Raw genomic sequence first — 25,923 nt, forward strand, 5'->3', positions numbered from 1 at the left:
CGGACGCGGAGAGTTAAGCACGATGGCCGGGGCTCACACCAAGAACCACGACTACCACCTCGTCGATCCGAGCCCGTGGCCGATCGTCGGCGCCGCCAGCGCGACCATCATGGCGATCGGCGCGGTGATGTGGATGAAGTCGCTGCCGCTGCTCGGCATGAACATCGGCCCGCTGGTGTTCGGCGTCGGCCTGCTCGGCGTGCTCTACACCATGCTCGCCTGGTGGATGGACGTGACCCGCGAGGCCGAGCGCGAGGGCCATCACACCCGCGTGGTGCAGCTGCATCACCGCTACGGCATGATGATGTTCATCGCCTCCGAGGTGATGTTCTTCGTCGCCTGGTTCTGGGCCTATTTCGACGCGAGCCTGTTCACCGGCGAGCACATCCAGTTCGCCCGCGCCGAGTTCACTGGCGGGCATTGGCCGCCGAAGGGCATCGAGACCTTCGATCCCTGGCACCTGCCGCTGCTCAACACGCTGATCCTGCTGACCTCAGGCACGACCGTGACCTGGGCGCACTATGCCTTGATCCAGGGCGACCGGAAGAGCCTGAAGCAGGCCCTGTGGCTGACCGTGATCCTCGGCATCCTGTTCACCGCCTGCCAGGGCTACGAGTACGCGCACGCCGCCTTCGCCTTCAAGGGCAACATCTACGGCGCGACCTTCTTCATGGCGACAGGCTTCCACGGTTTCCATGTCATCATCGGCACGATCTTCCTGGCGATCTGCCTGTGGCGCGTCTATCTCGGCCATTTCAAGCCGGACCAGCATCTCGGCTTCGAGTTCGCCGCCTGGTACTGGCACTTCGTCGACGTGGTCTGGCTGTTCCTGTTCGCCTCGATCTATGTCTGGGGCTCCGGCACACCCGCGGCTCACTGAGGTCCAGGCCGGAAGCGGCCGCGAACCTGAAAATGGGGCGGCCGCGAGGCCGCCCTTTCCATTTGAGGAGGCAGCGATGGCGCAGCCGCAGATCACCCCGCCCTCCCCGTTCTCAACGGGTCTGGCCGGCCGCTGCCCGCGCTGTGGCGAGGGCAAGCTGTTCGACGGCTATCTCAAGCTGAAGCCGCGCTGCGCCGCCTGCGGACTGGACTTCGCCTTCGCCGATTCGGCCGACGGGCCGGCCGTGTTCATCATGCTGATCGCCGGCTTCTTCGTGCTCGGCCTCGCGCTCTATGTCGAGATCGCCTACACGCCGCCGATCTGGCTGCATCTCCTGCTCTGGCTGCCGCTGGCGCTCGTCACCTGCCTCGGGTTGCTGCGGCCGATGAAGGGCCTGGCAGTCGCCTTGCAGTACGCCAACAAGGCCGAAGAAGGCAGGCTGAAGAAGTGACCGATCAGATTGCTTCCGCTAGCCGCCCGAAGCTGCTGATGCCGGCCCTGCTGACCGTCATCGGCGTCGGCGTGCTCTTCTACCTCGGCGCCTGGCAATGGCAGCGCATGGACGAGAAGCGCGCCTTCATCACGCGGCTGGAGACGCAAGCCGCAGGTTCCGCTGCCCAGCTGCCGCCGGCGAGCGACTGGCCGCGGCTCGACCTCGCGGCTGTCGATCTCACAAGGGCGATCGCCAAGGGCAGTTACCTCGACGGCATCGCCGGCGTGCGCACCACCATCGCCGCCGGCCCGCCGGGTTCGCGCCAGCTCTCCGGCTTCGGCCGTTGGGTCTTCCAGGGTTTTCGGCTGGAAGACGGCGCGACGATCCTGATCAATCGCGGCTTCGTACCCGAAAGCCGCTTTGCGACGATCACCCCGGCAAGCGGCCAGGCGACCGTCACCGGCTTCCTGCGCATCCCGGAGGCTCGCAACAGCTTCACCCCCGCCGACCTGCCGCAGCAGCGCGAATTCTATACGCGAGACCCGGCAGCGATTGCCGCATCTCTCGGCCTGCCCGCAGCGGCGCCGTTCTATCTCGAAGCCGAGCGGCAGAGCGACGGGTTGACGCCGCCGGCCGGCGTCAACGCCAAGGAGCTGATCGCCCGCATCCCGGACAACCATCTGCAATATGCGCTGACCTGGTGGGGGCTGGCGCTGACGCTGATCGGGGTGTTCGGCGCCTATGCCTGGCAGGCGCGGAGGCCGACGCAGAGCGGCTAATCAGCCTTTGCTTTTGCCCTCCCCCGCCAACGGGCCTATAGGATCAGCACGACATCAGAGACCATCATCGTGCTGCATATTTCGACCCGTGGCGAAGCGCCGTCGCTCTCCTTCGCCGACGCGCTGCTCGCCGGACTCGCCCGTGACGGCGGCCTCTATCTGCCGCAGACGCTGCCGCGCCTCGGCACGCCGGAAATCGCGAGCTTCGCCGGTAAACCCTATGCTGAAGTAGCCGAGCTGGTCGTTGGCGCGCTAGCCGATGGCGACATCGCGGCCGATGCGCTGAAAGCGATGATCGGCGAGGCCTATGGCACGTTCCGCCATCCGGCGGTCTGCCCGCTCGTCCAGCTCGGCGACAACCTGTTTTCGCTCGAGCTCTTCCATGGCCCGACACTCGCCTTCAAGGACGTGGCGATGCAGCTGCTCGGGCGGCTGATGGACCATGTGCTGGCGCAGCGTGGCGAGCGCGCCACCATCGTCGGCGCGACCTCGGGCGACACCGGCAGCGCCGCGATCGACGCCTTCAAGGGGCTGGAGCGCGTCGACGTCTTCATCCTCTATCCGGAAGGCCGCGTCTCCGACGTGCAGCGCCGGCAGATGACCACCGTCGAAGCCGACAATGTCCACGCCATCGCGATCGAAGGCACGTTCGACGACTGCCAGAACCTGGTGAAGGCGCTGTTCAACCATCACGCCTTCCGCGACGAGACCCGACTCTCCGGTGTCAACTCGATCAACTGGGCGCGGATCGCGGCGCAGGTCGTCTACTATTTCACCGCTGCGAGCGCGCTCGGCTCGCCTCACCGCCCGGTCTCCTTCGCAGTGCCGAGCGGCAATTTCGGCGATATCCTCGCCGGCTGGATCGCCAAGCAGATGGGGCTGCCGGTCGGCCGGCTGATGATCGGCACCAACAGCAACGACATCCTGGCGCGCACGCTTGAGACCGGCGTCTACGAGATGCGCGGGGTCGCGGCGACGACCTCGCCCTCGATGGACATCCAGATCTCCTCGAATTTCGAGCGGCTGCTGTTCGAGGCGCATGGCCGCGACGGCGCCGCCGTGCGCCGGCTGATGCAGTCACTGCAGCAATCCGGCCGCTTCGAGATCGCCCCCGAGCCGCTCGCTCGCATCCGCGCCGATTTCGATGCGGTGTCGCAGGACGAGGCTTCGATTGCTGCCGAGATCGGCACGACCTGGCGAGAGGCCAGCTATCTGCTCGACCCGCATAGCGCGATCGGCGTCGCCGCCGGGCGCAAGCTGCTCGCGAACGACCCAGCGACGCCGGTAGTTGCACTCGGCACCGCCCACCCGGCCAAATTCCCGGCGGCGGTCGCGGCGGCGAGCGGCGTCACGCCCGCTCTGCCTGAGCATCTGTCCGACCTGATGGAGCGCAAGGAGCGTTTCAGCGTGCTGCCCAACGACCAGAGCAAACTCGAGCGTTTCGTCGCCGAGCGGGCCCGGGCTGTGCGGAGCGCCGCAGCATGAAGGCGATCAAGACGTTGAAGGCCAAGACGGACAAGCCGAAGAGCGTGAAACAGGGTGAGGCAGCCGGCCACGACCCCGCCGTCAGCCTGACGACGCTGCCCTCCGGCCTGCGCATCGTTTCCGAGCGCATGGCCCATGCCTCGACCGTCTCGCTCGGCATCTGGATCGGCGCCGGCGCGCGGGACGAGCTGCCACATGAGCACGGCCTCGCCCATCTGCTCGAGCACATGGCGTTCAAGGGCACGGCCCGGCGTTCCGCCCTCCAGATCGCCGAAGAGATCGAGAGTGTCGGCGGCGACCTCAATGCCGCGACATCAGTCGAATACACCTGCTACACCGCCCGCGTACTCGGCCAGGACCTGCCGCTGGCGGTCGATATCCTCGCCGACATCCTGACCGCGCCCGCCCTCAGCGAAGAAGAGCTGGCGCGCGAGAAGGGCGTGATCCTGCAGGAGATCGGCGCCGTCCAGGATACGCCGGACGATCTCGTCTATGACCGCTTCCTGCAGGCAGCCTTCCCGGAGCAGCCGCTCGGTCGCCCGATCCTCGGCACCGCCGAGACGGTCAACAGCTTCACGCCCGACGCAATCCGCGCCTATCTCGGCCGTCATTACCATGCCGGCAACATGGTGCTGGCGGCAGCTGGCGCCGTCGATCACGACGAGCTCGTCGCGCTGGCCGAAGCCTCGCTCGCCGCCCTGCAGCCGAAGCCTGCCGCGGCGCCCGCTCCGCGCGCGCAGGCCAGCTATCACGGCGGCGAAGCCCGCATCGACGGCGACGAGGAGCAGGTCCATATCGTCCTCGGCTTCCCCGGCAAGCCGTTCACCAATGGCGCGCATTATCCGCTGCAGATCTTCTCGGCTGTGCTCGGCGGAGGCCTGTCCTCGCGGCTGTTCCAGGAGGTGCGCGAGCGCCGCGGCCTCGCCTATGCGATCGACGCCTTCCACTGGCCTTTCTCCGATTGCGGCGTTTTCGGCATCAGTGCCGGCACAGCGCCGGAGGATGTCGGCGAATTGGTCGAGGTCGCGCTCGACTGCCTGAGCCAGGCGGCCCGTGACGTCAGCGAGATCGAGGTCGCCCGGGCCCGGGCCCAGATGAAGGTCGGGCTCCTGGCCTCGCTGGAAAGCCCTGGCGGCAAGCTCGAGCAGATGGCGCGGCAGGTGCTCGTCTTCGGCCGGGCGATCCCACGCGAGGAACTGGCGCGCCGGCTCGATGCGGTCAGCCTCGCCGATGTGCGCGCAGCCGGTCAGGCCCTGCTCGACGGCGTAGTCACCGTCGCGGCCGTCGGCCCGCTCGACGACCTCGCTCCGGTGGCCGCCCTGCGGGCCATGCTGGCGCGGGCCGCCTGACGACGATGGCGCTCTTCCGCTTCGCCACCGACCCGCCGGCACGGCCGCTGATCAGGACGCAGAACCTGATCATGCGTGCCCCGCTTGCCGGCGACTATTCGGCCTGGGCGAGCCTGCGGATGGAGAGCCGCGACTTCCTGACCCCCTGGGAGCCGGTCTGGAGCGAGGACGATTTGACCCGCACCTCGTTCCGCCTGCGCGTCAAGCGCGCCGCCCGCGAGATCGCATCCGACGAGGCCTACTCGCTGTTCATCCTCGACGCTCATTCGGAAGCCCTGCTCGGCGGGTTGACACTCGGCCTGGTCCGGCGCGGCGTCGCACAAGCCTGCACGCTCGGCTACTGGATGGGCCAGCGCCATGCCGGCAAGGGCCATATGACCGAAGCGGTGCGCGGCGCGCTCAACTTCGCCTTCTCCGAGCTCGCCTTGCACAGGGTCGAAGCGGCCTGTCTGCCAAATAACGAACCGTCGCGCCGACTGCTGGAACGGGTCGGCTTCACGCGCGAAGGCGAGGCGCGCGGTTATCTGCGCATCAACGGCGTCTGGGCCGACCATCTGCTCTACGGCATGCTCTCCTCGGAGCCGCGTCGCCCGTCCGAAATTGACCGCAAGCTGTGAAGAGGCCGGCATTGCCTTGCCCTCGCCACGTCGCGCCGATACCACTGATCGTCACGCCTGAAGAGCCCGCCGCAGAGTTCACCTTGTCATCGCCATATCGCTTTTTCCGGTCCGGCATCGCCGTTTGCGGCCTTCTCATGCTGGTGCTGCTGACACTGGTGCGGCCGGCGCTGGCGGTCGAGGCGCAGCGCGTGCCGCTCGACGTGCCGGTGCTCGACCTGACGGATGTGGTTGAACGCAACAAATCCGACGGCGACGTCATTCAGATTTCGACGGCGCCGGGAGCCGACGGCATCGTCCGGCGCATCGCCGTCAGGGCGCGCGAATCCGGAGCGCGGCCGGATTGGATCGTGTTCGCGCTGACCAATGATTCCGACGAGCAGATCGATCGCCTGCTGGTCGCCCCCTTCCACCGCCTGATCGGCTCCGGCGTGATCTGGCCCGATCTTGGCGACCGCCGCATCGAGGCGATCACCGCGAGCCAGGGCCTCAGGCCCGAGCGCGAAGAGGCGCCCGACGCCGACATCTTCCAGATCACGCTCGATCCCGGCACCACCGTCACCTTCGTGGCGGAGCTGAAATCATCGAACCTGCCGCAGCTCTATCTGTTCGAGCCGGAAGCCTATCGCCAGAAGACAAACGGGCTGACGCTCTATAAGGGCATCATCATCGGCATCGCCGGCCTGCTCGCGCTGTTCCTGACCATCATTTTCGTGGTCAAGGGCGCGGTGATCTTCCCGGCTGCGGCGGCGCTGGCCTGGGCGGTTCTGGCCTATGCCGGGCTCGATTTCGGTTTCTTCCAGCGCATCTTCCCGCTGACCCCGGCGATCGAGCGAATCTATCGCGCCGGCGCGGAGGTGGTGCTGGCGGCGACACTGCTCGTCTTCCTCTTCGCCTATCTCAACCTGTCGCGCTGGCATGTGCGCTACAGCCATATCACCATCGTCTGGATCCTCGGCCTCGCCGGGCTGGTCGGCCTCGCAGTCTTCGACGCGCCGATGGCGTCGGGCATCGCCCGCATCTCGATCGCGGCCGTCGCCGCGATCGGCTTCGTGCTGATCCTGCACCTCGCCACTCATGGCTATGAGCGGGCGGTGATGCTGATCCCGACCTGGTTCCTGCTGCTCGTCTGGGTCACGGCGGCTGGCTTCACGGTGGTCGGCCAGGTCACGCGCGATCTCGTGCCGCCGGCGCTGATCGGCGGCCTCATCCTGATCGTGCTGCTGATCGGCTTCACCGTGGTGCAGCACGCCTTCGCCGGCGGGGCGCTGGCCCAGGGGCTGGTCTCCGACACCGAGCGGCAGGCCCTGGCGCTCTCAGGTTCCGGCGACCTCGTCTTCGATTGGGACGTCTCCGCCGACAAGATCTTCGTCTCGCCGCAGACCGAGATATTGCTCGGCCTGTCCAAGGGCGCGCTCGAGGGCTCGGCCGCACGCTGGCTCGAACACATGCACGTTGCCGATCGCGACCGTTACCGGGTCTCCCTCGACGCGGTGATCGAACAGCGCCGCGGCAAGCTGCAGCTCGATTTCCGCCTGCGCGCCTCCAGCGGCGCCTATCACTGGTTCAGCCTGAAGGCCCGGCCGGTGATCGGCTCGGACGGCGAGGTCATCCGCGTCATCGGCACGCTCGCCGATGTCACCGAGCAGCGCACCGCGCAGGAGCGCATGCTGCACGACGCCGTGCACGACAACCTGACCGGTCTGCCCAACCGCGAGCTGTTCCAGGACCGGCTCACCGCAGTGTTCGGCTTCAGCCGCGCCGACGACGCCATCCGCCCGACCGTAATCGTGATCGACATCGATCGCTTCAAGCAGGTCAATGAATCCGTCGGCTTCTCGGCCGGCGATTCGATCCTGCTGACGCTGGCGCGCCGCCTCGGCCGGCTGCTCAGGACGCAGGACACGCTGGCGCGGATCGGCGGCGACATCTTCGCGATGATCCTGGTCTCTGAGAGCGATCCCGAGCGGGTGCTGGCCCTGGCCGAGCTGATCCGCCGCGCCGTCTCGACGCCGATCACCTTCGCCGAACGCGAGATCGTACTGACGCCGTCGATCGGGCTCGCGCTCTTCGACGGCACGCCGACGGCGCGCAAGGACGACGCGCTCAAAAACGCCGAGCTCGCCATGGCGCACGCCAAGAACCAGGGCGGAAATTTGGTCGAGGTCTTCGTCCCGGCGATGCGCAGCGATCGCAACGATCGCCTCGCGCTCGAAAGCGATCTGCGCCGGGCGATCGAGCGCGGCGAGATTCAGGTGATGTACCAGCCGATCGTCAGGCTGGAGGACCGGACCATCGCCGGCTTCGAGGCCCTGATGCGCTGGGATCATCCGCGCGAGGGCCGGCTGCTGCCGCAGGACTTCCTCGCGATCGCCGAGGAGAGCGGGCTGATCGTCGATCTTGGTGTCTATGTGATGGACCGCACCGCGCGCGAGCTCGCCGCCTGGCAGGCCGCGCTCGAGGTCGAACCGCCGATCTTCGCCAGCGTCAACGTCTCCAGCCGCCAGTTGCTGCGCCACGACCTGCTGCGGGACGTGAAGGCCGTGCTGGCGCGCCGGCGCGTGCTGCCCGGCACGCTCAAGCTCGAGATCACCGAGAGCCTGGTGATGGAGAACCCGGAATATGCAGCGCAGATGCTCTCGCGCATTCGCGATCTCGGCGCAGGGCTCTCGCTCGACGATTTCGGCACCGGCTATTCCTCGCTGTCCTATCTGCAGCGCTTCCCGTTCGACACCATCAAGATCGACCAGAGCTTCGTGCGCCAGATGGGCAACGGCAAGCCGCCGGTGATCCTGCGCTCGATCGTCCAGCTCGCCGGCGACCTGCAGATGGACGTCGTCGCCGAGGGCGCCGAGACCGAGTCGGACGCGATCGAGCTCTATCAGCTCGGCTGCCAGTACGCGCAGGGCTACACTTTCGGCCAGCCGATGACGGCGGCGGAGGCGCGCCGGCTGGTGGGGGCGTCGAGCTCGAGCTTCGAGGCTGCGTAAGCGGAAAGCGTCATTCTCGGGCCCGACCCGAAAATCTCATGACGAGAAAGCACTGTCCGACGCCTGTTCCGGCCTGAGATGCTCGGGCCGAGCCCAAGCATGACGCTCTTCAGGCGTGCCCGGCGTCCTTCGACAGGAAGGCCGGGTCGATGCCGAGCTTGCCGAGCGCGCGGGTGTACTTGGTGTCGAGCGCGTCGTCGAAGAGCAGCGCCTGGTCCGCTGGGCAATGCAGCCAGCCATTGGACTGGATTTCGGATTCGAGCTGGCCGGCTCCCCAGCCGGCATAGCCGAGCGCCAGCACCGCGCTCTCCGGCCCGGTGCCGACGGCGATGGCGCGGAGGATGTCGAGCGTCGCAGTCAGGCAGATGCCGTCATCGATCGGCAGCGTCGCCGATTCCAGGAAGAAGTCGGCGCTGTGCAGGACGAAGCCACGCTTGGTCTCGACCGGGCCCCCGCGCAGGACCTTCACTTTCTCGGCCTGGGTCGGCAGACGAATCGCCTGGTCAGGCGGGATCACGTCGAGCTGGACGAGCAGCTCGGGAAAGCGCGTATCGGCCGCGGGCTTGTTGACGATGATGCCCATCGCGCCATCCTCGGAATGGGCGCAGAGATAGACGACGCTGCGGGCGAAGCGCTGGTCGCTCATGCCCGGCATGGCGATCAGGCATTGCCCGTCGAGATAGCTGCGCCCGCTGACGCGCTGGTTCGAGCCGAGATTCATGTTCGCCATGGTAGAGCATGTTGGGCTGATGTGGGAATCACTTTGGCTCGGTAGCGATCCCGGCCTTCCGGCGTAGCGCGAACGTGCCCCGAAACGCCCGCTCCGTGCTCGCCGCAATGCTGGCGCAAAACTGGCGATGCTTGAACATGTCCCGATATGGGATCACAGCATCGGTATCGTCCTCGCAAAACTGGACTGGATCGCCTAAATCAGACACGTGAAAACGGTCACAGCCCTCTCTCTCCTCGCCGCGCTGGCGCTCGGCGCTCCGGCTTCCGCCCAGGAAGCCGCGATTTCGCCATGGTCGAAGGCCGCATACTCGTCGGTGCGCCTGATCGCCGGCGCGACCGCGCCTTCGGGCAAGCAGCGCATCGGCGTCGAGATCACGATGTCGGCGGGCTTCAAGACCTATTGGCGCAGCCCCGGCGACGCCGGCGTACCGCCGGTCTTCGACTGGAGCGGATCGGAGAATGTCGGCGGGCTCGATGTCCGCTGGCCGACACCCGAGCGCTTCGAGGACGGCGCCGGCTCCGGCATCGGCTATGTCGGCCAGGTGGTGGTGCCGGTTTCGGTCCAGCCAATCGACCCGGCGCGCCCGGTCACGGTGGTGCTGAAGCTCGACTATGCCGTCTGCGACAAGATCTGCGTGCCGGCCAAGGGCGAGGCGCGCCTGTGGCTCGAGCCGGGCGTCACCTCGGTGGCCTCGCCACGGCTGGAGCAGTTCGAGGCGAGGATCCCGCACGCGATCAAGCTCGGCGAGGCCAGCGATCGCCTGTCGATCCTAGAGGTCACGCATAGCGACGCCGCCGTGAAGCTGCTGCTGAAGGCGCCCGAGGGCGGCGCGATCGATGACATCTTCGTCGAGGGCGCCGGGATGTGGTCCTTCGGTCGGCCGATGCTGATGCCGCAGCCCGACGGCACGGTCGCCGCAAAACTCAAGATCGTCGAGCGTCCCAAGGGCGCGACCGGCCCGACGCCGCTGATCATCACCGTGCGCGGAAAACCGCAGGCGGTGGAGACGCGGCTCGAACTCGACATCGGCAACGCGAAGCCGTAACCCTGCCGCCGGGCGGCGCGACGCCGCGCGCAGGAGATACGGACATGGCGATCAAGGTCGGTGACAAGCTTCCGCAGGCGACGTTTCGCGTGATGACGGCCGATGGGCCGGCCGCCAAGACCACGGACGATCTGTTCAAGGGCCGCAAGATTGTGCTCTTCGCCGTGCCGGGCGCCTTCACGCCGACCTGCCACAAGAACCATTTGCCCGGCTTCGTGAACAAGGCGGCCGAGATCAAGGCCAAGGGCGTCGAGGAGATTTTCGTCACCGGCGTCAACGACGTCTTCGTCATGGATGCCTGGTCGAAGGCGACCGGCGGCGCCGGCGTGATCACCTTCCTGTCGGACGGCAACGCCGACTTCGCCAAGGAGATCGGCTTGTCGATGGATGGCTCGGGCTTCGGCCTCGGCACCCGGTCGCAGCGCTATTCGATGGTCGTCGAGGACGGCGTCGTGACCGCGCTCAATGTCGAGGACGCGCCGGGCAAGGCCGACCTCTCCGGCGCCGAGGCACTGCTGAACCAGCTCTGAGCTGCAACGTCATACAGTTTTAAGCCCGCGCCTCCAGCGCGGGCTTTTTCATGTCCAGCAGCGAATCCGATCGATCCGATCTGCGCTTGTCATGAGACAGCAACGCAGGTGCTCGCTAGCCTCCCGAAAACATCGAGGAGACGCCAAGCCCATGTCAGAGATCAGCATCCGCCCGCTCGTGGCGAGCGACCGCGCCGCCTGGGAGCCGCTCTGGCTGGGCTACATCACCTTCTACAAATCGTCACTGACGCCGGAGACGACGGACACCACCTTCTCGCGTTTGACGAACGGCCAGGAGCCGATGGGGGGCTTCATTGCCGAACGCGACGGAAAGGCGCTCGGCATCGTCAACTATGTGCTGCACCGCACGACCTGGAGCCAGAACGAGATCTGCTACCTCCAGGACCTCTTCACCAGCGAGGAGGCGCGCGGCCACGGCGTCGGGCGCAAGCTGATCGAGGCGGTCCGGCAGATGGCCGAGAAGCAGGGCCTTTTCCGCGTCTACTGGCAGACGCATGAGAGCAATCTGCAGGCGCAGGAACTCTACGACAAGGTCGCGCAGAAATCGGGCTTCATCGTCTACCGCCAGCCGCTGGGCTGAGCTGGCGGGCCAGCACGCTGCTCCCGCTGAGATTGCAGCAAGGCATTGCCGTCTGTGCATGAACGCCAGGGCAATGCGGTGGATGCCGCCTATATGAGGAACAGATACGCCCGACGGCACCAGCCGCCCGGGCGTTTTCCTTTCGCGGAACAGCTCCGCGCTCGCGGGCATTCACAGGCGCTGCACCATGAAGAAGATCGGCTTTCTTTCCTTCGGGCACTGGTCGCCCTCGCCGCAGTCGCAGACGCGCTCGGCGGGCGATACGCTGCTGCAGTCGATCGAGCTTGCGGTTGCGGCCGAGGAACTGGGTGCTGACGGCGCCTATTTCCGGGTGCACCACTTCGCCCGCCAGCTCGCATCGCCGTTCCCGCTGCTGGCTGCGGTCGGCGCCAGGACCAGCCGGATCGAGATCGGCACCGCCGTCATCGACATGCGCTATGAGAACCCGCTCTACATGGCGGAAGATGCAGGCTCGGCCGATCTCATCGCCCGGGGGCGCCTGCAACTCGGCATCAGCCGCGGTTCGCCCGAGCAGGTCATCGATGGCTGGCGTCATTTCGGCTACCAACCGGCGGAAGGGCAGAGCGATGCCGACATGGCGCGCCGCCACACCGAGGTCTTCCTCGACGTGTTGCGCGGCGAGGGCTTCGCGCGCCCCAACCCGCGCCCGATGTTTCCCAACCCGCCCGGCCTGTTGCGGCTGGAGCCGCATTCGGAGGGGCTGCGTGAGCGCATCTGGTGGGGTGCCTCCTCCGACGCGACAGCCATCTGGGCCGCGCAGCACGGCATGAACCTGCAGAGCTCGACGCTGAAGACCGACGAGAGCGGCGAGCCCTTCCATATCCAGCAGGCCAAGCAGATCCGCCTCTACAGGCAGGCCTGGAAGGAAGCCGGCCATGAGCGTGAACCGCGCGTCTCGGTCAGCCGCAGCATCTTCGCTTTGGTCGACGACCGCGACCGCGCCTATTTCGGCCATGGCAACCAGGGCGACGATTCGATCGGCTATATCGACGACAACACGCGCGCCATTTTCGGGCGCAGCTATGCGGCCGAGCCCGACAAGCTGATCGAGGAGTTGGCCAGGGACGAGGCAATCGCCGAGGCGGACACGCTTTTGCTGACGGTGCCGAACCAGCTGGGCGTCGACTACAACGCCCATGTCATCGAGGCGATCCTGAAGCATGTCGCGCCGGGGGTCGGCTGGCGCTGAGGGTGCGGCGCTTTGGCGTCGGGAAGAACGGAATACCGGTCTGATGGTTCCACTTCCGACCCATAGACGACATTACCGTTCACGGATCGGTAGGCGCAGTGAGCTATATCCAGCATGGCCGCTTGGACAGGAGTCAAAATTGCTCGAAGCGATCTTGGGCTTCGTCCTCCGACTGATTTGGTTCTCGCTAACCCAATTGTTAGGCTACTGGACAGGGCGTGCAACAATACAAGCGTTATCGCTTGGCAGTTTAGATGTCGGAGATTACGGATATTACGACCAGAAGCGCTCCAAGATGCTCTGGCGCCGTGGTAGACAGCTGAGTGTGTCATTCTTAATAGCAATTGCTTTGGGACAATTGCTGTGGTTCGGGGTATTCTTCGGCGCCGTGTTCTATCTCTCACGCACTTAAGCGAGACATCCGTTTTCGACCCACAGCTGCCGTTGAGATAGCCGTCCGCCGCTCCTCACCGCCCCAGCTTGAACGGCGCCATGCCGGCTCGCGCCAACGCGTCGGCGCGCTCGTTCATCTCGTCGCCGGCATGGCCTTTGACCCATTTCCACTCGATCTTGTGCTGCTTCAGCGCCGCGTCGAGGCGCTTCCAGAGCTCCTCGTTCTTGACCGGCTTGCGATCGGCGGTCTTCCAGCCGTTCTTCTTCCAGCCATGGATCCAGCTGGTGATGCCCTGGCGCAGATACTGGCTGTCGGTGTGGAGCGCGACCGTGCAGGGCCGCGTCAGCGTCTCCAGCGCGGAGATCGCGCCCATCAGCTCCATGCGGTTGTTGGTGGTCAGCGCCTCGCCGCCGGAGAGCTCGCGCTCCTTGCCCTTATAGGAGAGGATCGCGCCCCAGCCGCCCGGCCCCGGATTGCCCGAGCAGGCGCCGTCAGTCCAAACCTCGACAGCCTCGCTCATCGCCGCAGCCCGTATTCTCTGGTGTCCGAGACCCGCTGGTGGAAGGCGAGCTTGCGGTCGTATTCGAGCGGATCGAGCGGCTTGACGAAGGCGCCCGGCGGGACGTTCAGCCAGTCGACCAGCCTCGTCAGCAGGAAGCGCAGCGCCGAGCCGCGGCACAGCGCCGGCAGCGCGGCGACCTCCGCATCATCGAGCCGGCGCACGCTCTCATAACCGGCGAGCATGGCCTGGCCCTTGGTCAGGTTGAACGAGGCATCGGCCTCGAAGCACCAGGAGTTCAGGCAGATGGCGAGGTCGTAGGCGAAGGCGTCGGTGCAGGCGAAGTAGAAGTCGATCAGCCCCGAGAGCCTGTCCTTGATGAAGAAGACATTGTTCGGGAAGAGATCGGCATGGATCACGCCGCGCGGCAGATCCTGCGGCCATGAGCGTTCATGGGTCTCGATCTCGGCCATGATGCGATTGGCGAGACCGGGCGAAACGGTGTCGGCGGCGGCGCCTGCCCTCTCTGCCAGCGGCCGCCAGTCGGGAACCGACAGAGAGTTGGCCCGTTCCATCGGGAAATCCGCGCCAGCCTGGTGCAGCAGCGCCAGACCGCGGCCGAGTTCGGCGCAATGCGTCGCGTTCGGACGCCGCACCGAGAGCCCATCCAGGAAGGTCACGATCGCGGCGGGGCGCCCGGCCAGGCGGCCAACCGCCGAACCGTTCAGCGCCTTGACCGGCTGCGGGCAGATCAGCCCGCGCGCCGCCAGATGCTCCATCAGGCCGATGAAGAAGGGCAGGTCGGCGATGTCGACCCGCTCTTCGTACAGCGTCAGGATATAGAACGCCTTGCTGGTGTGGAGCAGGAAATTGGAGTTAGAGACGCCCTCGGCGATGCCCTTCACAGCGAGCAGGTCGCCGATGCCATAGCTCGCCACGAAGGCAGCCATCTCGTCATCCGGCACTTCAGTATAGACGGCCACGCGTTCTTTACTCGGCTGCAGTCGGGGTCGGCTCGCGCAGCTCGCGCGGCAGCGGGAAGAAGACGCTCTCATCGGCGGTCGAGACGGTCTCGACCGTGACCTCGTAGTGCTCGGCGAAGGCGTCGATGATCTCCTCGACCAGCACCTCGGGCGCGCTGGCGCCGGCGGTGATGCCGAGGCGGCGGATGTCACCGAAGAGCGACCAGTCGATCTCGTCGGTGCGCAAGACGAGGCGAGAGATCGGGCAGCCGGCCCGCTCGGCGACCTCGCGCAGGCGCTGCGAGTTCGAGGAATTGGGCGAACCGACCACGATCAAACCATCGACCAGCGGGGCGACGCGCTTGACCGCCTCCTGGCGATTGGTGGTGGCGTAGCAGATGTCTTCCTTGTGCGGGGCGATCAGCGCCGGAAAACGCGCCTGCAGGGCCTGCACGATCTCGCGGGTGTCGTCGACCGAGAGCGTGGTCTGGGTGACATAGGCCAGTTCCTTGCCCTCCGGCGGAGCGAGCGTCGCGACGTCGTCGAGCGTCTCGATCAGCGTGATCGCGCCTTCGGGCAGTTGCCCCATCGTGCCGATCACCTCGGGATGGCCGGCATGGCCGACCAGCAGGATATGCCGGCCGCGCTTGCGATGGACCTCGGCCTCGCGATGCACCTTGGTGACCAGTGGGCAAGTCGCGTCGATGGCGAAGAAATTGCGGGCCTGCGCCTCGGCCGGCACCGACTTCGGCACGCCATGGGCGGAGAAGATCACCGGCCGCGTCGCATCCGGCACCTCGGAAAGCTCGGCGACGAAGACCGCGCCTTTCCGCTTCAGCGATTCGACCACGTATTTGTTGTGCACGATCTCGTGGCGCACGAAGACGGGGGCGCCATGCAGAGCCAACGCCTTCTCGACGGCGTCGATCGCCCTGACCACGCCGGCGCAGAAGCCGCGCGGGGCGCAGAGCAGAATGTCGAGCGGCGGCTTGGCGGTCACTGGAGCGCGGGTTCCAAGGAGATCGCGCCTTCTTTCGGTCTGGCGGCTTCGATGTCAAGAAAGCGCGGTGCCGCAGCGCATCGCCGCTCATGCAACGCCGCCTCTCGCAGGATGCTGCGGCAGGCCCTACATTGGGCGCGACCGGCCATTGCCTCGACGCGGCCTGCCTTCGCTCCAGCACGAGTTCCTCAATGGCCGATGCCGTTTCGCATGCCAGCTATCTGCCGCCGATCCTGACCTTCTGTGCGGGTGCGGTGGTGGCTGTGCCCTTGTTCCGCCGCTTCGGACTGTCGGCGGTGCTGGGCTATCTCGCCGCCGGCATTGTGATCGGGCCATCGGCCCTGGCGGTGATCAAGGATCCGGAGACCGTCCGCGGCACCGCCGAGATCGGCGTCGTGCTGCTACTCTTCCTGGTCGGGCTCGAATTGCAGCCGGCGCGGCTCTATTCGATGCGCAAGGACATCCTCGGCGCCGGCCTGACCCAGATGCTGCTGAGCGCGCTGGCGATCGGCGCGGCCGCCTGGCAGTTCGGCGTCGCCATGGGCGGCGCGATCGCGATCGGGCTCGCGCTCGCGCTGTCGGCGACCTCGATCGCTCTGCAATTATTGGAGGAACGCGGTGACGGCGCCGAGCCCTATGGCCGGCGCACCTTCTCGATCCTGCTGTTCCAGGACATCTCGATCGCTCCGGCGCTGGCCTTCCTGCCGCTGCTGGCGACGACCGGCGCTGCCCATGGCGGCGGCTCGACCAAGGCCCTGACAGGGCTTGGCCTCGCTCTGCTCGCCATCGCCGCGGTGGTGCTCGCCGGCCGCTATGCGCTGAACCCGTTCTTCCGCCTGCTCGCCAAGTCCGGTGCCAAGGAGGTGATGACCGCCGCCGCGCTGCTGGTCGTGCTCGGCGCCGCCCTGCTGATGGAGCAGGTCGGGCTCTCAATGGCGATGGGCGCCTTCCTCGCCGGCGTGCTGCTGGCGGATTCGCATTTCCGGCACGAGCTCGAGGCCGATATCGAGCCCTTCCGCGGCGTGCTGCTCGGCCTGTTCTTCATGGCGGTCGGCATGTCGATCGACCTGAAGCTCGTCGCCGAGAACGCATTGCTGCTGGCACTGGCGGCGCCGCTCCTGGTGATGTTCAAGATCGCTGCGGCGGCTGCGATCCTGCGTGCCTCCTGCTCCTCGACGAGCGAGGCGATCCGCGCCGGCGCCCTGCTTTCGCCCGCCGGCGAATTCGCCTTCGTGCTGCTGCCGCTCGCCGCCTCGCTCGGCCTGCTCGACGAGAGGCAGGGCGCGCTGGCGACGGCGACCGCCGCGCTCAGCATGCTGATCGGCCCGATCGTGGCCAAGCTGATCGACCTCTGGCTCGCCGCCAACGCACCGCCGCCCGAGGAGATCGAGGAGACCTTCGACGGCGTGACGCCCTCGGTGCTGGTCATCGGTTTCGGCCGCTTCGGCCAGGTGGTGACGCAGGCGCTGCTGCTGCAGCATCTCGACGTCACCATCATCGATTCCGACATCGAGCGGATCCGCTCGGCCGCCAAGTTCGGCTTCAAGATCTATTATGGCGACGGCACCAGGCTCGACGTGCTGCGCGCCGCCGGCGCCGGCAAGGCGAAGGTTGTGTGCATCTGCATCGACGACCGGCAGGCGGCGCTGCGCATCGTCGAGATGGCCAAGGTCGAATTCCCGGCCGTGCGCATCCATGCCCGCGCCTATGACCGCGTCCATGCGATGGACCTGATGCGCCTCGATGTCGACTACCAGATGCGCGAGACCTTCGAATCGGCCCTCGGCTTCGGCCGGGTCACCCTGGAAGCGCTCGGCCTGAGCTATGAGGAAGCGAGCTTCGTGATCGAGCATGTGCGCGACCGCGATGCGCAGCGCATGGAGATCCAGTTCAGCGAGGGCGTCGCCGCCGGCATCGAGAAGGTGCCGCGCGTCACGCCCGAACCCATCATCGCACCGAAGGGCAAGTCGAAGGCGCTCACCAAGGAGACGCAGGACGTCATCGAGGATGGCGGTGCCGAGGTTGCGGTCGGCGGAGTCGGGGAACCGGCCGAGTGAACGCGCCCACGCTCCCTTCGCAGGCCGTTTTCGTCAGCGGCTCGACCCTGCGCCATGTCGCGGTGATGACCGCGACCGCCTCAGTCGGGCTGATCGCGATCTTCGTCGTCGATTTCCTGTCGCTGCTTTACGTCTCGCGCCTCGGCCGGCCCGAGGCGACGGCGGGCGTCGGCTACGCGACGATCGTGCTCTACCTGATGATCTCATTCAATGTCGGGCTGATGATCGCGGTGACGGCGCTGACGGCGCGCGCGCTCGGCGCCGGCGACCGCGAGGGCGCGCGGCGGATGGCCGGCTCGACACTCACGGTGATGGCGATCGCCGGGCTGGCGCTCAGCGTCGTCATGCTGCCGCTGTTGCCCTGGCTGCTGCCTAAGCTCGGCGCGCATGGCGAGTCGCTCGCCGTCGCGACTTCGTTCCTGTGGATCACCCTCCCCTCGAATGTGCTGATGGCGCTCGGCATGGGTCTGTCCGGCGTCCTGCGCGCCGTCGGCGACGCCAAGCGGGCGATGTATGTCACCCTGGCTGGCGGCATCGTCACGGCAGCGCTCGACCCGCTCCTGATTTTCGGCCTCGGGCTCGGCCCCGACGGCGCCGCCTGGGCGACCGTGCTCTCGCGCGTCGTCTTCCTCGCCGTCGGCTTCCATGGCGCGCTTCGCGTCCACCGGATGATCGCCCGCCCGAGCTTTGCCGCCCTGCGCCGCGATGCAAGGCCTACCTTCGCGATCGCAGCCCCGGCGATCATGACCAATCTCGCCAATCCGATCGCCAATGCCTGCTTCTTCGGCATCATCGCCCGCTTCGGCGATCAGGTCATCGCGGCGAGCGCGATCATCGACCGGCTGGTCCCGGTCGCCTTCGGCGTGCTGTTCGCGCTGTCCGGCGCGGTCGGGCCGATCCTGGCGCAGAACTGGGGCGCGCAGCGCTATGATCGGATGCGCCAGGCACTGACCGATTCCGTCAGCTTCGCTGCGGCCTATGTCGCTGTCGCAGGCCTGCTGCTGGCGCTGCTGCGTCACCAGATCAGCGCTCTGTTCGGCACCAGCGGCGAGACCGCCGAGCTCGTCGCCTTCTTCGGCCTGATCGCCGGGCCGATGTGGCTCTTCGTCGGCGCGCTCTTCGTCGCCAACTCGGCCTTCAACAATCTCGGGATGCCGTTCTACTCGACCCTGTTCAGCTGGGGCCGCGCCACGCTCGGCACGGTGCCGCTCGCCTGGCTCGGCGCTCAATATGCCGGCCCCAAGGGCGCGCTCGCCGGGGCTGCACTGGGCGCGGTGCTGTTCGGCATCGCGGCGCTGGTCACCGCCTATCGCGGCATCGCCAGGCTCGAGCGCTCGGCTCAGATGGCAGCGAGACCGTCGTTTGCCTGACGGCGACCGGCTGCTATCGTCGGCTTCGTGAGTTGGCGGGCTCGTCCCGCGAGGGAGCGCGCCATGATGAATCTCTTCGAGATGATGCAATCGGCCCAGAACGGCCAGGCCATGCAGAACCTGGCCCGGCAATACGGGCTTTCGATGCAGCAGACCCAGTCCGCGCTCGACGCGTTGCTCCCCGCCTTCTCGATGGGGCTGCAGCGCCAGACCCAGAACCCCTACGCCTTCGGCAATCTCGCCCAGATGATGACGGCGACGCCCTTCGGCCAGATGTACGACAGCGACGGCGATGGCATTCCCGACCGGGCGATGCCGCTGGGCCAGGACGTGATGAGCCAACTCTTCGGCTCGAAGGAGGTCGCCAACGCCGTCGCGGCCCAGGCCGCGGCGACCAGCGGCGTCGGCCAAGCGATCCTGAAGCAGATGCTGCCGGTGATCGCCTCGATCCTGATGGGCGGACTGTTCAAATCGGTGAACAATCAGGGCCTCGGCGGCATTCTCGGGCAGTTCGCCGAGATGATGCGCGGCCAGATGCCCGGGCAGCAGCCCCAGGCCCCACAGGCGAACCCCGCCAATCCGCTTGAAGCGATCCTCGGTGGGCTCTTCGGCGGACAGAAGCCTCCGGCCGGCCAGGCGCAGGGCAGTGGCCCCTTCGGCGGCGGCGCCATGCCCGGCATGCCCACCGACATGGGCAATATCTTTGGCCAGATCCTCGGCGGCATGTTCGGCGGTGCACAGGGACAGGCTCCCGACACCAGCGCTAAGCCGGCGCCGCAATCCCGCCGGCCAGTGCCTGAACCTGAGTCGGACGAGCCGCCGCCATCGAGCGAGACCGGGCCGGGCTCGATCGGGCTCGATGCACTGAACCAGATGTTCGAGCACGGCCGCCAGGTCCAGGCGGGCCAGCAGGACGCGCTGCGCTCGATCTTCGAGACGATGCTCGGCGGCGGCCAGCGCAAGGCCTGATCCATGACAAACGGCCGCCCGGAGGCGGCCGTCGATCAATTCTTGTGATGCCGCTGATGCTCAGGCTCGGCGGCGTTCATCCCATTCGGAAGCCTCGTCGGCGACCGGGGCACCGGTCAGCGTCGCGGCATTGTCGCCGGTGCGGAAGCTCGCGACCAGCTCGTTGAGACGACGGATCTGACTACTGAGCGAGCCTGCGGACGCGGCGCTCTCTTCGGCCAGTGCCGCGTTCGCTTGCGTCATCTCGTCCATATGGGCGACGGTCTGGCTCATCTCGTCGATGCCGTTGGCCTGCTCGGCGGACGCCGCCGAGATGTCGGAGACCGTCGCCGAAACCTTTTTCGAGGCTTCGACGATCCGGCTCAGCGCCTCGCCTGCGGCGCGCACCAGCCCGACGCCCTGCTCGACCTCGACGCCCGACTGAGCGATCAGGGCCGTGATGTCCTTGGCGGCCTCGGCCGAACGCTGAGCCAATGTGCGCACTTCGCTGGCGACCACGGCAAAGCCCTTGCCGGCGTCACCGGCACGGGCCGCTTCGACCGCTGCGTTCAAGGCGAGCAGATTGGTCTGGAAGGCGATCTCGTCGATCACCGAGGTGATGTCGGAAATTTTCTTCGAGGCCTGCTCGATCCGCGCCATGGCGTCGACCGCCTGGCTGGCGACAGCGCCGCCATTGACCGCGACACCGGTCGCCTCATTGGCGAGCTGAACCGCCTGCCGCGAGGCCTGCGCCGAGGCCTTGACCGAGGCTGCGAGCTGCTCGGTGGTCGCAGCCGTCTGCTCGAGCGAGGAGGCCTGCTCCTCGGTGCGCTTCGACAAATCGTCGGCGCCGGAATTGATCTCGCGTGCGGCATTGCCGACATCGGCCGAAGTCGCCTGGATGGTCGCGATCGTCTGCGCCAAATGGCTGACGGCGCTGTTGAAATCCTGCTTGAGCGCGGCGTAGTCGGCGGCGACCTCGTCCTCGACGCGGACGCTGAGATCGCCCTGGGAGAGCCGGGTCAAGCCCTCGGCGAGGGCCCTGACCACGACCGCCTGCTCCGCCGCAAGGCGCTGCTGCAGCGCCGTGGCGCTGGTGCGCTCGGCTTCGGCCGCTAGACGCTGCCGCTCGGCTTCGGTGCGGCCGGCCTCCGTCTCGCTTTCGAGGCGCTGGACGGCGAGGCCGTTCTCCCTGAACACCTGGACGGCGCGGGCCATCTCGCCGACCTCGTCCCGGCGGCCTTGGCCCTCGACCTCGGCGGCATAGTCGCCATTGGCGATCTGGCCCATACGGAGCTTGAGCCGCTCCAGCGGACGCGTAATAGCTGCGCTGGTCAGAATCGCGCCACCGATCAGGCCGAGCAGTGCCCCTGCCAGGCTCAGGCCGATGACGATCAGGTTGACGCGATCGGCATCGGCGGCAAGCGCTTCGGAGGCCGCCTCCGTATCTTTCTTGATCTCGCCATTGACCTTGGCGGCAGCGCCGGCGATCTCGCCGATCGTCTTGTCGAGCTGGGACATGATCGAGAGTGCCGGCAGGTCTTCGTCGCGGGCAGCCTGGGCGATGATCTGGTCGATGTCGGACTTCGCCGCCTGCAGGCGGCGGCTCAACTCGTCGAAGCTCTCGGCCCGCTGCGGGAAGCTGATCTTGGCTTCGACCAGCGCCTGCAGCGAGGCCGCATAGGCGGTCTTCACCTTCTCGATGCTGGTCCCGTTCTGCTTCATGAACTCGGGATAGGCGATCGCCTGGTAGAGATTGCCGACGATCTCGGTCATGGCGCTGGCGGCGCGGGCAGAGTCGAGGATGGCCGTCGCGCGCTGGGAGACCAGGTCGGCATAGGTCTTCTCGATCTTGCCGAACTCGAATGCGCCGTAGACGGCCGAGCCGATGCCGATCGCTCCCATGACCAGCATCGGGATGGCGATCTTGGTCCTGATCCTCAGATCATGAAGCCGAAAGCGAAAGCGTCGCATGGAAAACCCCGGGGCGAGGAATCGGGGCGCCGAAGTCGGCGCAATGCGGCGCAAATGTGGTCGAACTTGCTGAATGAAGCGTTACGATGCGCGCGATCCGGTTAACGACCGCAGCAAGGTTACGCTCCACGCACAAAAAAGGGCGGCAGCCGAAGCCACCGCCCGCAGGGACGCGTCACGCCAAGGGGTCAGGCGTTGCACGCGATCTTGATGTCCTTGGCGCTCGGCCGTGGCGCGGCCTGGATCACCACAGGCCGTCGAACCCCGGCCTCTCGGCGGCTCGCGGCCGCCGACTGCTGTTGGGCGGAGCGGGCCTGCAGCACGCTCGACGGATCCGCGAGCCAGGAGGTCGCAAGCGCACCGTCGATGTCGGAGCGGACAAGGCCGATATCCTTCAGCCCGCGCTCATCGAGCTCGCTGAGACGCATCACCTCTCGGCGGTGCACGAAGGCGCGCACCAGGTTTTTCGTGCCCGTAACCGTGTGAGCGGCAGCACGCGCCGCGCCGCCGGAAACGGCAGACAAGGTCTTCGTGACGAAGGTCATGACCAGCATGACAGCCTCCTCGGGGTTGGACGGTCGATACTCCACCAGAGCTGCGACACAGGCCGGCAGGAGCGGGATAATGACCAAAGGATAACTCTGCTCTGGTCATCAGCCAAACGAATGGTTATGATGGTTGACACAACCGATCTTGATGAACCTCTGGGAGGAGGCCGACATGGCTCATGTGCTCGATGCCGATCAGCTCAAGACCTTCGTCGCCATCGCCGACACCGGCTCCTTCACCCGCGCTGCCGAGATCGTCTTCAAGACGCAATCGGCCGTTTCGATGCAGATGAAGCGGCTGGAAGAGCGTGTCGGCCGGCCGCTCTTTGGCCGGGATGGGCGCCATGCCAAGCTGACCGAGGATGGCGAGCGGCTGCTCGACTATGCCCGCCGTATCGTGCGGCTCAACCTCGAATGCGTGGCGAGCTTCACTGAGGCCGATCTCAAGGGCCGCATCCGGCTCGGCGTGCCCGACGACTACGCTGACCGCTATCTGCCGGAGATCCTGGCCCGCTTCGCTCGCTCGAACCCCCGTACCGAAGTTACCGTGGTCTGCGAGCCGACGCCGATGCTGGCGGAGCGGATCGGTACCGGCGACATCGACCTTGCGATCATCACCCATGTCGAGGGCCGCGGCCAGGGCGAGATCATCCGGATCGAACCCCTGCTCTGGGTGACCTCGGCCCGCCACTGCGTGCACGAGGAAGACCCGTTGCCGCTGGCGCTGGGACGGCCGACCTGCAACTGGCGCCAGGCCGCGGTCGAAGCGCTGGAGAGCAAGGGCCGGCGCTTCCGCGTGCTCTATGCCAGCTGGAATTCGACCGCGGTCGGAGCGGCAGTGGTTGCGGGGCTCGCGGTCTCGGTATTGCCGGAGAGCGCGGTCCGGCCCGGCATGCGCATTCTGGGCCCCTCGGAAGGCTTCTCCACCCTGCCCTCCTGCAAGATCGGCCTGCTACGCACGAGGCACGACCCGTCGATCCTGTCGAACGCCCTCGCCGAGCACATCATCCAGAGCCTGGACAACCTGCAGAGCTTCAAGGTGGCGGCGGAGTAGGGGTCGCGGTCCATGTACCAGCCGCGATTATTGCACCTTACGATAGCTCAGCTGCATCTTGCTTTCGCTGAATTCCTTGCTCACCAAGCCCCAATTGGCTGCGAAGCTAGGAAAGGTCGGGGCATGAGTGGCCTTGATCGAGACGAAGACGCCAGCGTCAAATTCTCTGAGCAGCAATGCCTTGGCGTCGGCTTCCTCTGTTCCCTGGAAATAGGTCGTCACACCCGGACCCATCGTGATCTTACTATTCTCAAGGTAGAATGAAGCCAGGCGCAACTCCGATATCGTCACGCCGGGCAGAACGACCGCCATACGATCCTTGATGGCCCTGATCGCGTCGGTCGAGCATGAGCCGCCGCCTTGCGGACATGTCGCCATGGCTAGAGCGGCGGAGCTCGCGAAGCGCTTGAGGTCGCGCTGGAAGATGACTCGCTGCGAGATATCGATCGTGCCGGCCATCAATACGAACATGAACATGGCGAGCAGACCGAACTCCACCGCTGCGACGCCGCGCTGGTCAGGTAGCAGCCGGCGAGCACTCGGCCGTCGTGACCAGACCTCCGGCGCGGACTGCCGCGCCTCCTGCCGCCTGGTAAAACCGGCAATCTTGGCCCAGCACAGCCCCCTGAAGTCACGAAACGGTTGCATCACACTGGCCTCAGGAACATCGCCTGGCTGCTGATCGACAGCGCCGGCAGCCCCGGGATGATCGTGATAATCGGGACACGCGCCCGTATCAGGGTCACGTCTTTCCCCGCCTCGCCAACCGTGAAGACCGTACCGGTGATCTCCTGCCCGGTGGTGGGGTAGTTCTTCAGCGGCTGCATTTCGAGCTTGAGCTTGGTCTGGCAGTCATCCGCCAGGACCATCCTGCTGCAGATCCGCTCGGTCACCGTGGACCGATCATTGGCATAGGTTGCGGCGGTATTGCCCGTCGCCGCGTCGGACAGGGCATTTTCGAGATTGATCCCGGCAAGGAACAACAAGGAGAACTGCACAAACGCGAACAGCACTGTCAGGAACAGCAGGCCGACGAAGCCGAATTCGACGGCGGTGGCGCCCGCGTTGTCGCCTCCGAAGGCGCGAAGCTTCCGGTACAGCACCTGCCGGGCGCAACCAAGAGTCAAAACCGAGCTATCCTTGCCGAAAGCAACCTGCTGATCAGGAAGCTGGGCGCTGACGTCAGCGACGCGTCGTGAGGATGGGCTCAGCTTCATCCCTCCCTCCCGTTACGGGCAATTGCCGCTGCAGAAGCGGATATAGTCGAGGAGTCCACCAACCGTATCCTGTTTGCCTGCTGCGCGGAACGTAAAGCTGTATTTGGCCGCCTCTGTCACTTTCAACGGAACAACACGCTCGACCCATTTGTCCGTGTGAATACAGAGATCGACCATGTTTGTCGTATTCAGAGTCGCGTTACTTTTCGCGAAATAGACCTCGATACGATTTGTCTCATCTTCCCAAGATCTCGCCCATTGCACCACTTGAGGCCATTTCGTAGCCCAGGCGCTCTGTAAACTGGGGTTGTTCTTATAGTCCGGATTCGTATCGTTCTCTGGATAGCGTCCGACGCAGGCCACCTTGCCGGCGAATGTCGAGGTCGTGTTACGGATTCGAGAGATGTACCAATAGCGCAGCTCGTAATTGCCGGGCTTCAGATCGAACTCCCTCGCCATCGAAGAATTGGAGTTGCAACCGGAGACATAGCAATGTGAATCCAACTCGGCGAAGAAATTACCGAAGCGGATCTCATTGCCAGACAGTTGTGGGATGCCGTTGATCTCGACACCGCCGCCTGTCGTTTTCCAGCCATTCCAGTTCTGCAGAACGCTCCAGTCCTCTTTCTTGACACTGTGGTAGTTCTCAAAGGATTCCGTGAACAGCACCTTGTTTTCCGGCGGGGCAACCGGAAGCTTGGTACAATTGCGACTGACCTGCAGCGAAACCTGATTATAGCCGACGATGCCTGCGAAGAGGTTCGCGCTCGAGCCGGCTGCCGTGATCGTGACGATTTCACCCGCAATGACCACAGTAGGCGTGACTTCCGTCAGGCTGTCTTCGGCGAGCTTCTTAACCGCGAGGTCTTTGACGAGCGAGCTGTAATCCTTTTTCGGATCGGCATTGGCCTGACTCGCCTGATATCGAATCTCCTGCGCCGCCTGCTGACAAGCGAGCTCGATCGCACTCGCCATGCGCTGATGCCGTGCCGCTGCGCGACTGAAATCGATACCGCCGCCGACTGCGAGTACGACTGCCGGCAGCGTCAGGCCGAACATCAACGCGGTAACGCCGCGGGCATCCTTGAGGAACGATCGGAACAGGCCGGGCATCGGATGGCCTCGCAAGTGGCACAGGCAAGCTACGGGACGATTGCCTGGACGCTAGGCGCGCGGCGATTGAGAAAACCTTTCCAGAACCAGTGAATGTCACTGGTATCGCTGCGAAAATCGGCAGAATCGCGAGTT

The 25,923-nt window shown here is 66.1% G+C and carries 24 protein-coding genes; 15 read left to right on the plus strand and 9 right to left on the minus strand.

The window, feature by feature from the left end; translation table 11 throughout:
- The first annotated feature begins 22 nt into the window (after nucleotides 1–22).
- The 7 genes from BLM15_RS14945 (at nucleotide 23) to BLM15_RS14975 (ending at nucleotide 8,533) form a co-directional block, all read left to right on the plus strand.
- Entirely contained in the window at nucleotides 23–880 is an 858-nt protein-coding gene (locus tag BLM15_RS14945) for a cytochrome c oxidase subunit 3 (RefSeq protein WP_126113499.1), read from the plus strand.
- Between the two features lie 76 nt (nucleotides 881–956).
- Entirely contained in the window at nucleotides 957–1,331 is a 375-nt protein-coding gene (locus BLM15_RS14950) for a DUF983 domain-containing protein (RefSeq protein WP_126113500.1), read from the plus strand.
- Entirely contained in the window at nucleotides 1,328–2,092 is a 765-nt protein-coding gene (locus tag BLM15_RS14955) for an SURF1 family protein (RefSeq protein WP_126113501.1), read from the plus strand. Before BLM15_RS14950 ends, BLM15_RS14955 begins: the two co-directional genes overlap by 4 nt.
- Before the next feature lie 69 nt (nucleotides 2,093–2,161).
- Complete coding sequence (thrC, locus tag BLM15_RS14960; RefSeq protein WP_126113502.1) at nucleotides 2,162–3,577, plus strand: threonine synthase; 1,416 nt, start codon at nucleotides 2,162–2,164, stop codon at nucleotides 3,575–3,577.
- Nucleotides 3,574–4,926, plus strand: coding sequence for a M16 family metallopeptidase (locus BLM15_RS14965; protein ID WP_126113503.1), 1,353 nt, complete (start codon nucleotides 3,574–3,576; stop codon nucleotides 4,924–4,926). The genes thrC and BLM15_RS14965 overlap by 4 nt, the downstream gene beginning before the upstream one ends.
- 5 nt (nucleotides 4,927–4,931) lie before the next feature.
- Nucleotides 4,932–5,543: a GNAT family N-acetyltransferase gene (locus BLM15_RS14970; protein ID WP_126113504.1), complete on the plus strand. Its 612-nt coding sequence runs from the start codon at nucleotides 4,932–4,934 to the stop codon at nucleotides 5,541–5,543.
- A gap of 137 nt (nucleotides 5,544–5,680) precedes the next feature.
- Nucleotides 5,681–8,533 (plus strand): EAL domain-containing protein, encoded by a 2,853-nt coding sequence (locus tag BLM15_RS14975; RefSeq protein WP_126113505.1) that lies wholly within the window; start codon nucleotides 5,681–5,683, stop codon nucleotides 8,531–8,533.
- 109 nt (nucleotides 8,534–8,642) lie between these two features.
- Here BLM15_RS14975 and BLM15_RS14980 read toward each other — a convergent pair whose 3' ends face one another.
- Nucleotides 8,643–9,263, minus strand: a complete 621-nt coding sequence (locus BLM15_RS14980; RefSeq protein WP_126113506.1) for a YqgE/AlgH family protein — start codon at nucleotides 9,261–9,263, stop codon at nucleotides 8,643–8,645.
- Nucleotides 9,264–9,471: 208 nt separating this feature from the next.
- Here BLM15_RS14980 and BLM15_RS14985 point away from each other — a divergent pair, with 208 nt between their 5' ends.
- The 4 genes from BLM15_RS14985 (at nucleotide 9,472) to BLM15_RS15000 (ending at nucleotide 12,652) form a co-directional block, all read left to right on the plus strand.
- Nucleotides 9,472–10,311 carry a protein-disulfide reductase DsbD domain-containing protein gene (locus tag BLM15_RS14985; protein ID WP_126113507.1) on the plus strand — a complete coding sequence of 280 codons (840 nt, stop codon included), beginning with the start codon at nucleotides 9,472–9,474 and terminating at the stop codon, nucleotides 10,309–10,311.
- A gap of 44 nt (nucleotides 10,312–10,355) precedes the next feature.
- Nucleotides 10,356–10,841, plus strand: a complete 486-nt coding sequence (locus tag BLM15_RS14990) for a peroxiredoxin (RefSeq protein WP_126113508.1) — start codon at nucleotides 10,356–10,358, stop codon at nucleotides 10,839–10,841.
- 151 nt (nucleotides 10,842–10,992) lie between these two features.
- On the plus strand, nucleotides 10,993–11,442 hold the full coding sequence (locus BLM15_RS14995; protein WP_126113509.1) for a GNAT family N-acetyltransferase: 450 nt from the start codon (nucleotides 10,993–10,995) through the stop codon (nucleotides 11,440–11,442).
- A gap of 187 nt (nucleotides 11,443–11,629) precedes the next feature.
- Entirely contained in the window at nucleotides 11,630–12,652 is a 1,023-nt protein-coding gene (locus tag BLM15_RS15000) for an LLM class flavin-dependent oxidoreductase (RefSeq protein ID WP_126113510.1), read from the plus strand.
- A 467-nt stretch (nucleotides 12,653–13,119) separates the two neighbouring features.
- Here the strand turns inward: BLM15_RS15000 and rnhA are convergent, their stop codons facing one another.
- From rnhA to ispH, 3 genes are read right to left on the minus strand one after another with little or no spacing between them, the layout of a single operon-like run.
- The gene (gene rnhA / locus BLM15_RS15005; RefSeq protein ID WP_126113511.1) at nucleotides 13,120–13,566 is read right to left on the minus strand and encodes a ribonuclease HI; all 447 of its coding nucleotides are present in this window, start codon (nucleotides 13,564–13,566) and stop codon (nucleotides 13,120–13,122) included.
- Nucleotides 13,563–14,528: a homoserine kinase gene (locus tag BLM15_RS15010; protein ID WP_126113512.1), complete on the minus strand. Its 966-nt coding sequence runs from the start codon at nucleotides 14,526–14,528 to the stop codon at nucleotides 13,563–13,565. Before BLM15_RS15010 ends, rnhA begins: the two co-directional genes overlap by 4 nt.
- 7 nt (nucleotides 14,529–14,535) lie before the next feature.
- Nucleotides 14,536–15,507, minus strand: a complete 972-nt coding sequence (ispH, locus tag BLM15_RS15015) for a 4-hydroxy-3-methylbut-2-enyl diphosphate reductase (protein WP_126113513.1) — start codon at nucleotides 15,505–15,507, stop codon at nucleotides 14,536–14,538.
- A gap of 191 nt (nucleotides 15,508–15,698) precedes the next feature.
- Between ispH and BLM15_RS15020 the strand changes: the two genes are divergently transcribed.
- The 3 genes from BLM15_RS15020 to BLM15_RS15030 all read left to right on the plus strand — a co-directional run bounded on the left by BLM15_RS15020 (nucleotide 15,699) and on the right by BLM15_RS15030 (nucleotide 19,903).
- Complete coding sequence (locus BLM15_RS15020; RefSeq protein ID WP_126113514.1) at nucleotides 15,699–17,564, plus strand: monovalent cation:proton antiporter-2 (CPA2) family protein; 1,866 nt, start codon at nucleotides 15,699–15,701, stop codon at nucleotides 17,562–17,564.
- The gene (locus tag BLM15_RS15025; protein WP_236846312.1) at nucleotides 17,561–18,934 is read left to right on the plus strand and encodes an MATE family efflux transporter; all 1,374 of its coding nucleotides are present in this window, start codon (nucleotides 17,561–17,563) and stop codon (nucleotides 18,932–18,934) included. Before BLM15_RS15020 ends, BLM15_RS15025 begins: the two co-directional genes overlap by 4 nt.
- 63 nt (nucleotides 18,935–18,997) lie before the next feature.
- Nucleotides 18,998–19,903, plus strand: a complete 906-nt coding sequence (locus BLM15_RS15030) for a DUF937 domain-containing protein (protein ID WP_126113515.1) — start codon at nucleotides 18,998–19,000, stop codon at nucleotides 19,901–19,903.
- A gap of 60 nt (nucleotides 19,904–19,963) precedes the next feature.
- On the opposite strand, the gene BLM15_RS15035 is transcribed toward BLM15_RS15030, so the two are convergent.
- Together BLM15_RS15035 and BLM15_RS15040 are read right to left on the minus strand one after the other, a co-directional pair.
- Nucleotides 19,964–21,856, minus strand: a complete 1,893-nt coding sequence (locus BLM15_RS15035; protein ID WP_126113516.1) for a methyl-accepting chemotaxis protein — start codon at nucleotides 21,854–21,856, stop codon at nucleotides 19,964–19,966.
- A 188-nt stretch (nucleotides 21,857–22,044) separates the two neighbouring features.
- Nucleotides 22,045–22,410: a DUF1127 domain-containing protein gene (locus tag BLM15_RS15040; RefSeq protein WP_126113517.1), complete on the minus strand. Its 366-nt coding sequence runs from the start codon at nucleotides 22,408–22,410 to the stop codon at nucleotides 22,045–22,047.
- Nucleotides 22,411–22,576: 166 nt separating this feature from the next.
- Between BLM15_RS15040 and BLM15_RS15045 the strand changes: the two genes are divergently transcribed.
- Complete coding sequence (locus BLM15_RS15045; protein WP_126113518.1) at nucleotides 22,577–23,458, plus strand: LysR substrate-binding domain-containing protein; 882 nt, start codon at nucleotides 22,577–22,579, stop codon at nucleotides 23,456–23,458.
- Between the two features lie 27 nt (nucleotides 23,459–23,485).
- Here the strand turns inward: BLM15_RS15045 and BLM15_RS15050 are convergent, their stop codons facing one another.
- Genes BLM15_RS15050 through BLM15_RS15060 form a run of 3 tightly spaced genes read right to left on the minus strand, consistent with a single transcriptional unit; the run spans nucleotide 23,486 to nucleotide 25,788 of the window.
- Nucleotides 23,486–24,106 (minus strand): TadE/TadG family type IV pilus assembly protein, encoded by a 621-nt coding sequence (locus BLM15_RS15050; protein ID WP_126113519.1) that lies wholly within the window; start codon nucleotides 24,104–24,106, stop codon nucleotides 23,486–23,488.
- Nucleotides 24,106–24,675, minus strand: coding sequence for a TadE/TadG family type IV pilus assembly protein (locus tag BLM15_RS15055; RefSeq protein WP_126113520.1), 570 nt, complete (start codon nucleotides 24,673–24,675; stop codon nucleotides 24,106–24,108). The genes BLM15_RS15050 and BLM15_RS15055 overlap by 1 nt, the downstream gene beginning before the upstream one ends.
- 12 nt (nucleotides 24,676–24,687) lie before the next feature.
- Nucleotides 24,688–25,788, minus strand: a complete 1,101-nt coding sequence (locus BLM15_RS15060; protein WP_126113521.1) for a TadE/TadG family type IV pilus assembly protein — start codon at nucleotides 25,786–25,788, stop codon at nucleotides 24,688–24,690.
- Nucleotides 25,789–25,923: the final 135 nt, after the last annotated feature.

The sequence above is a fragment of the Bosea sp. Tri-49 genome, assembly GCF_003952665.1.
Lineage (GTDB): Bacteria > Pseudomonadota > Alphaproteobacteria > Rhizobiales > Beijerinckiaceae > Allobosea.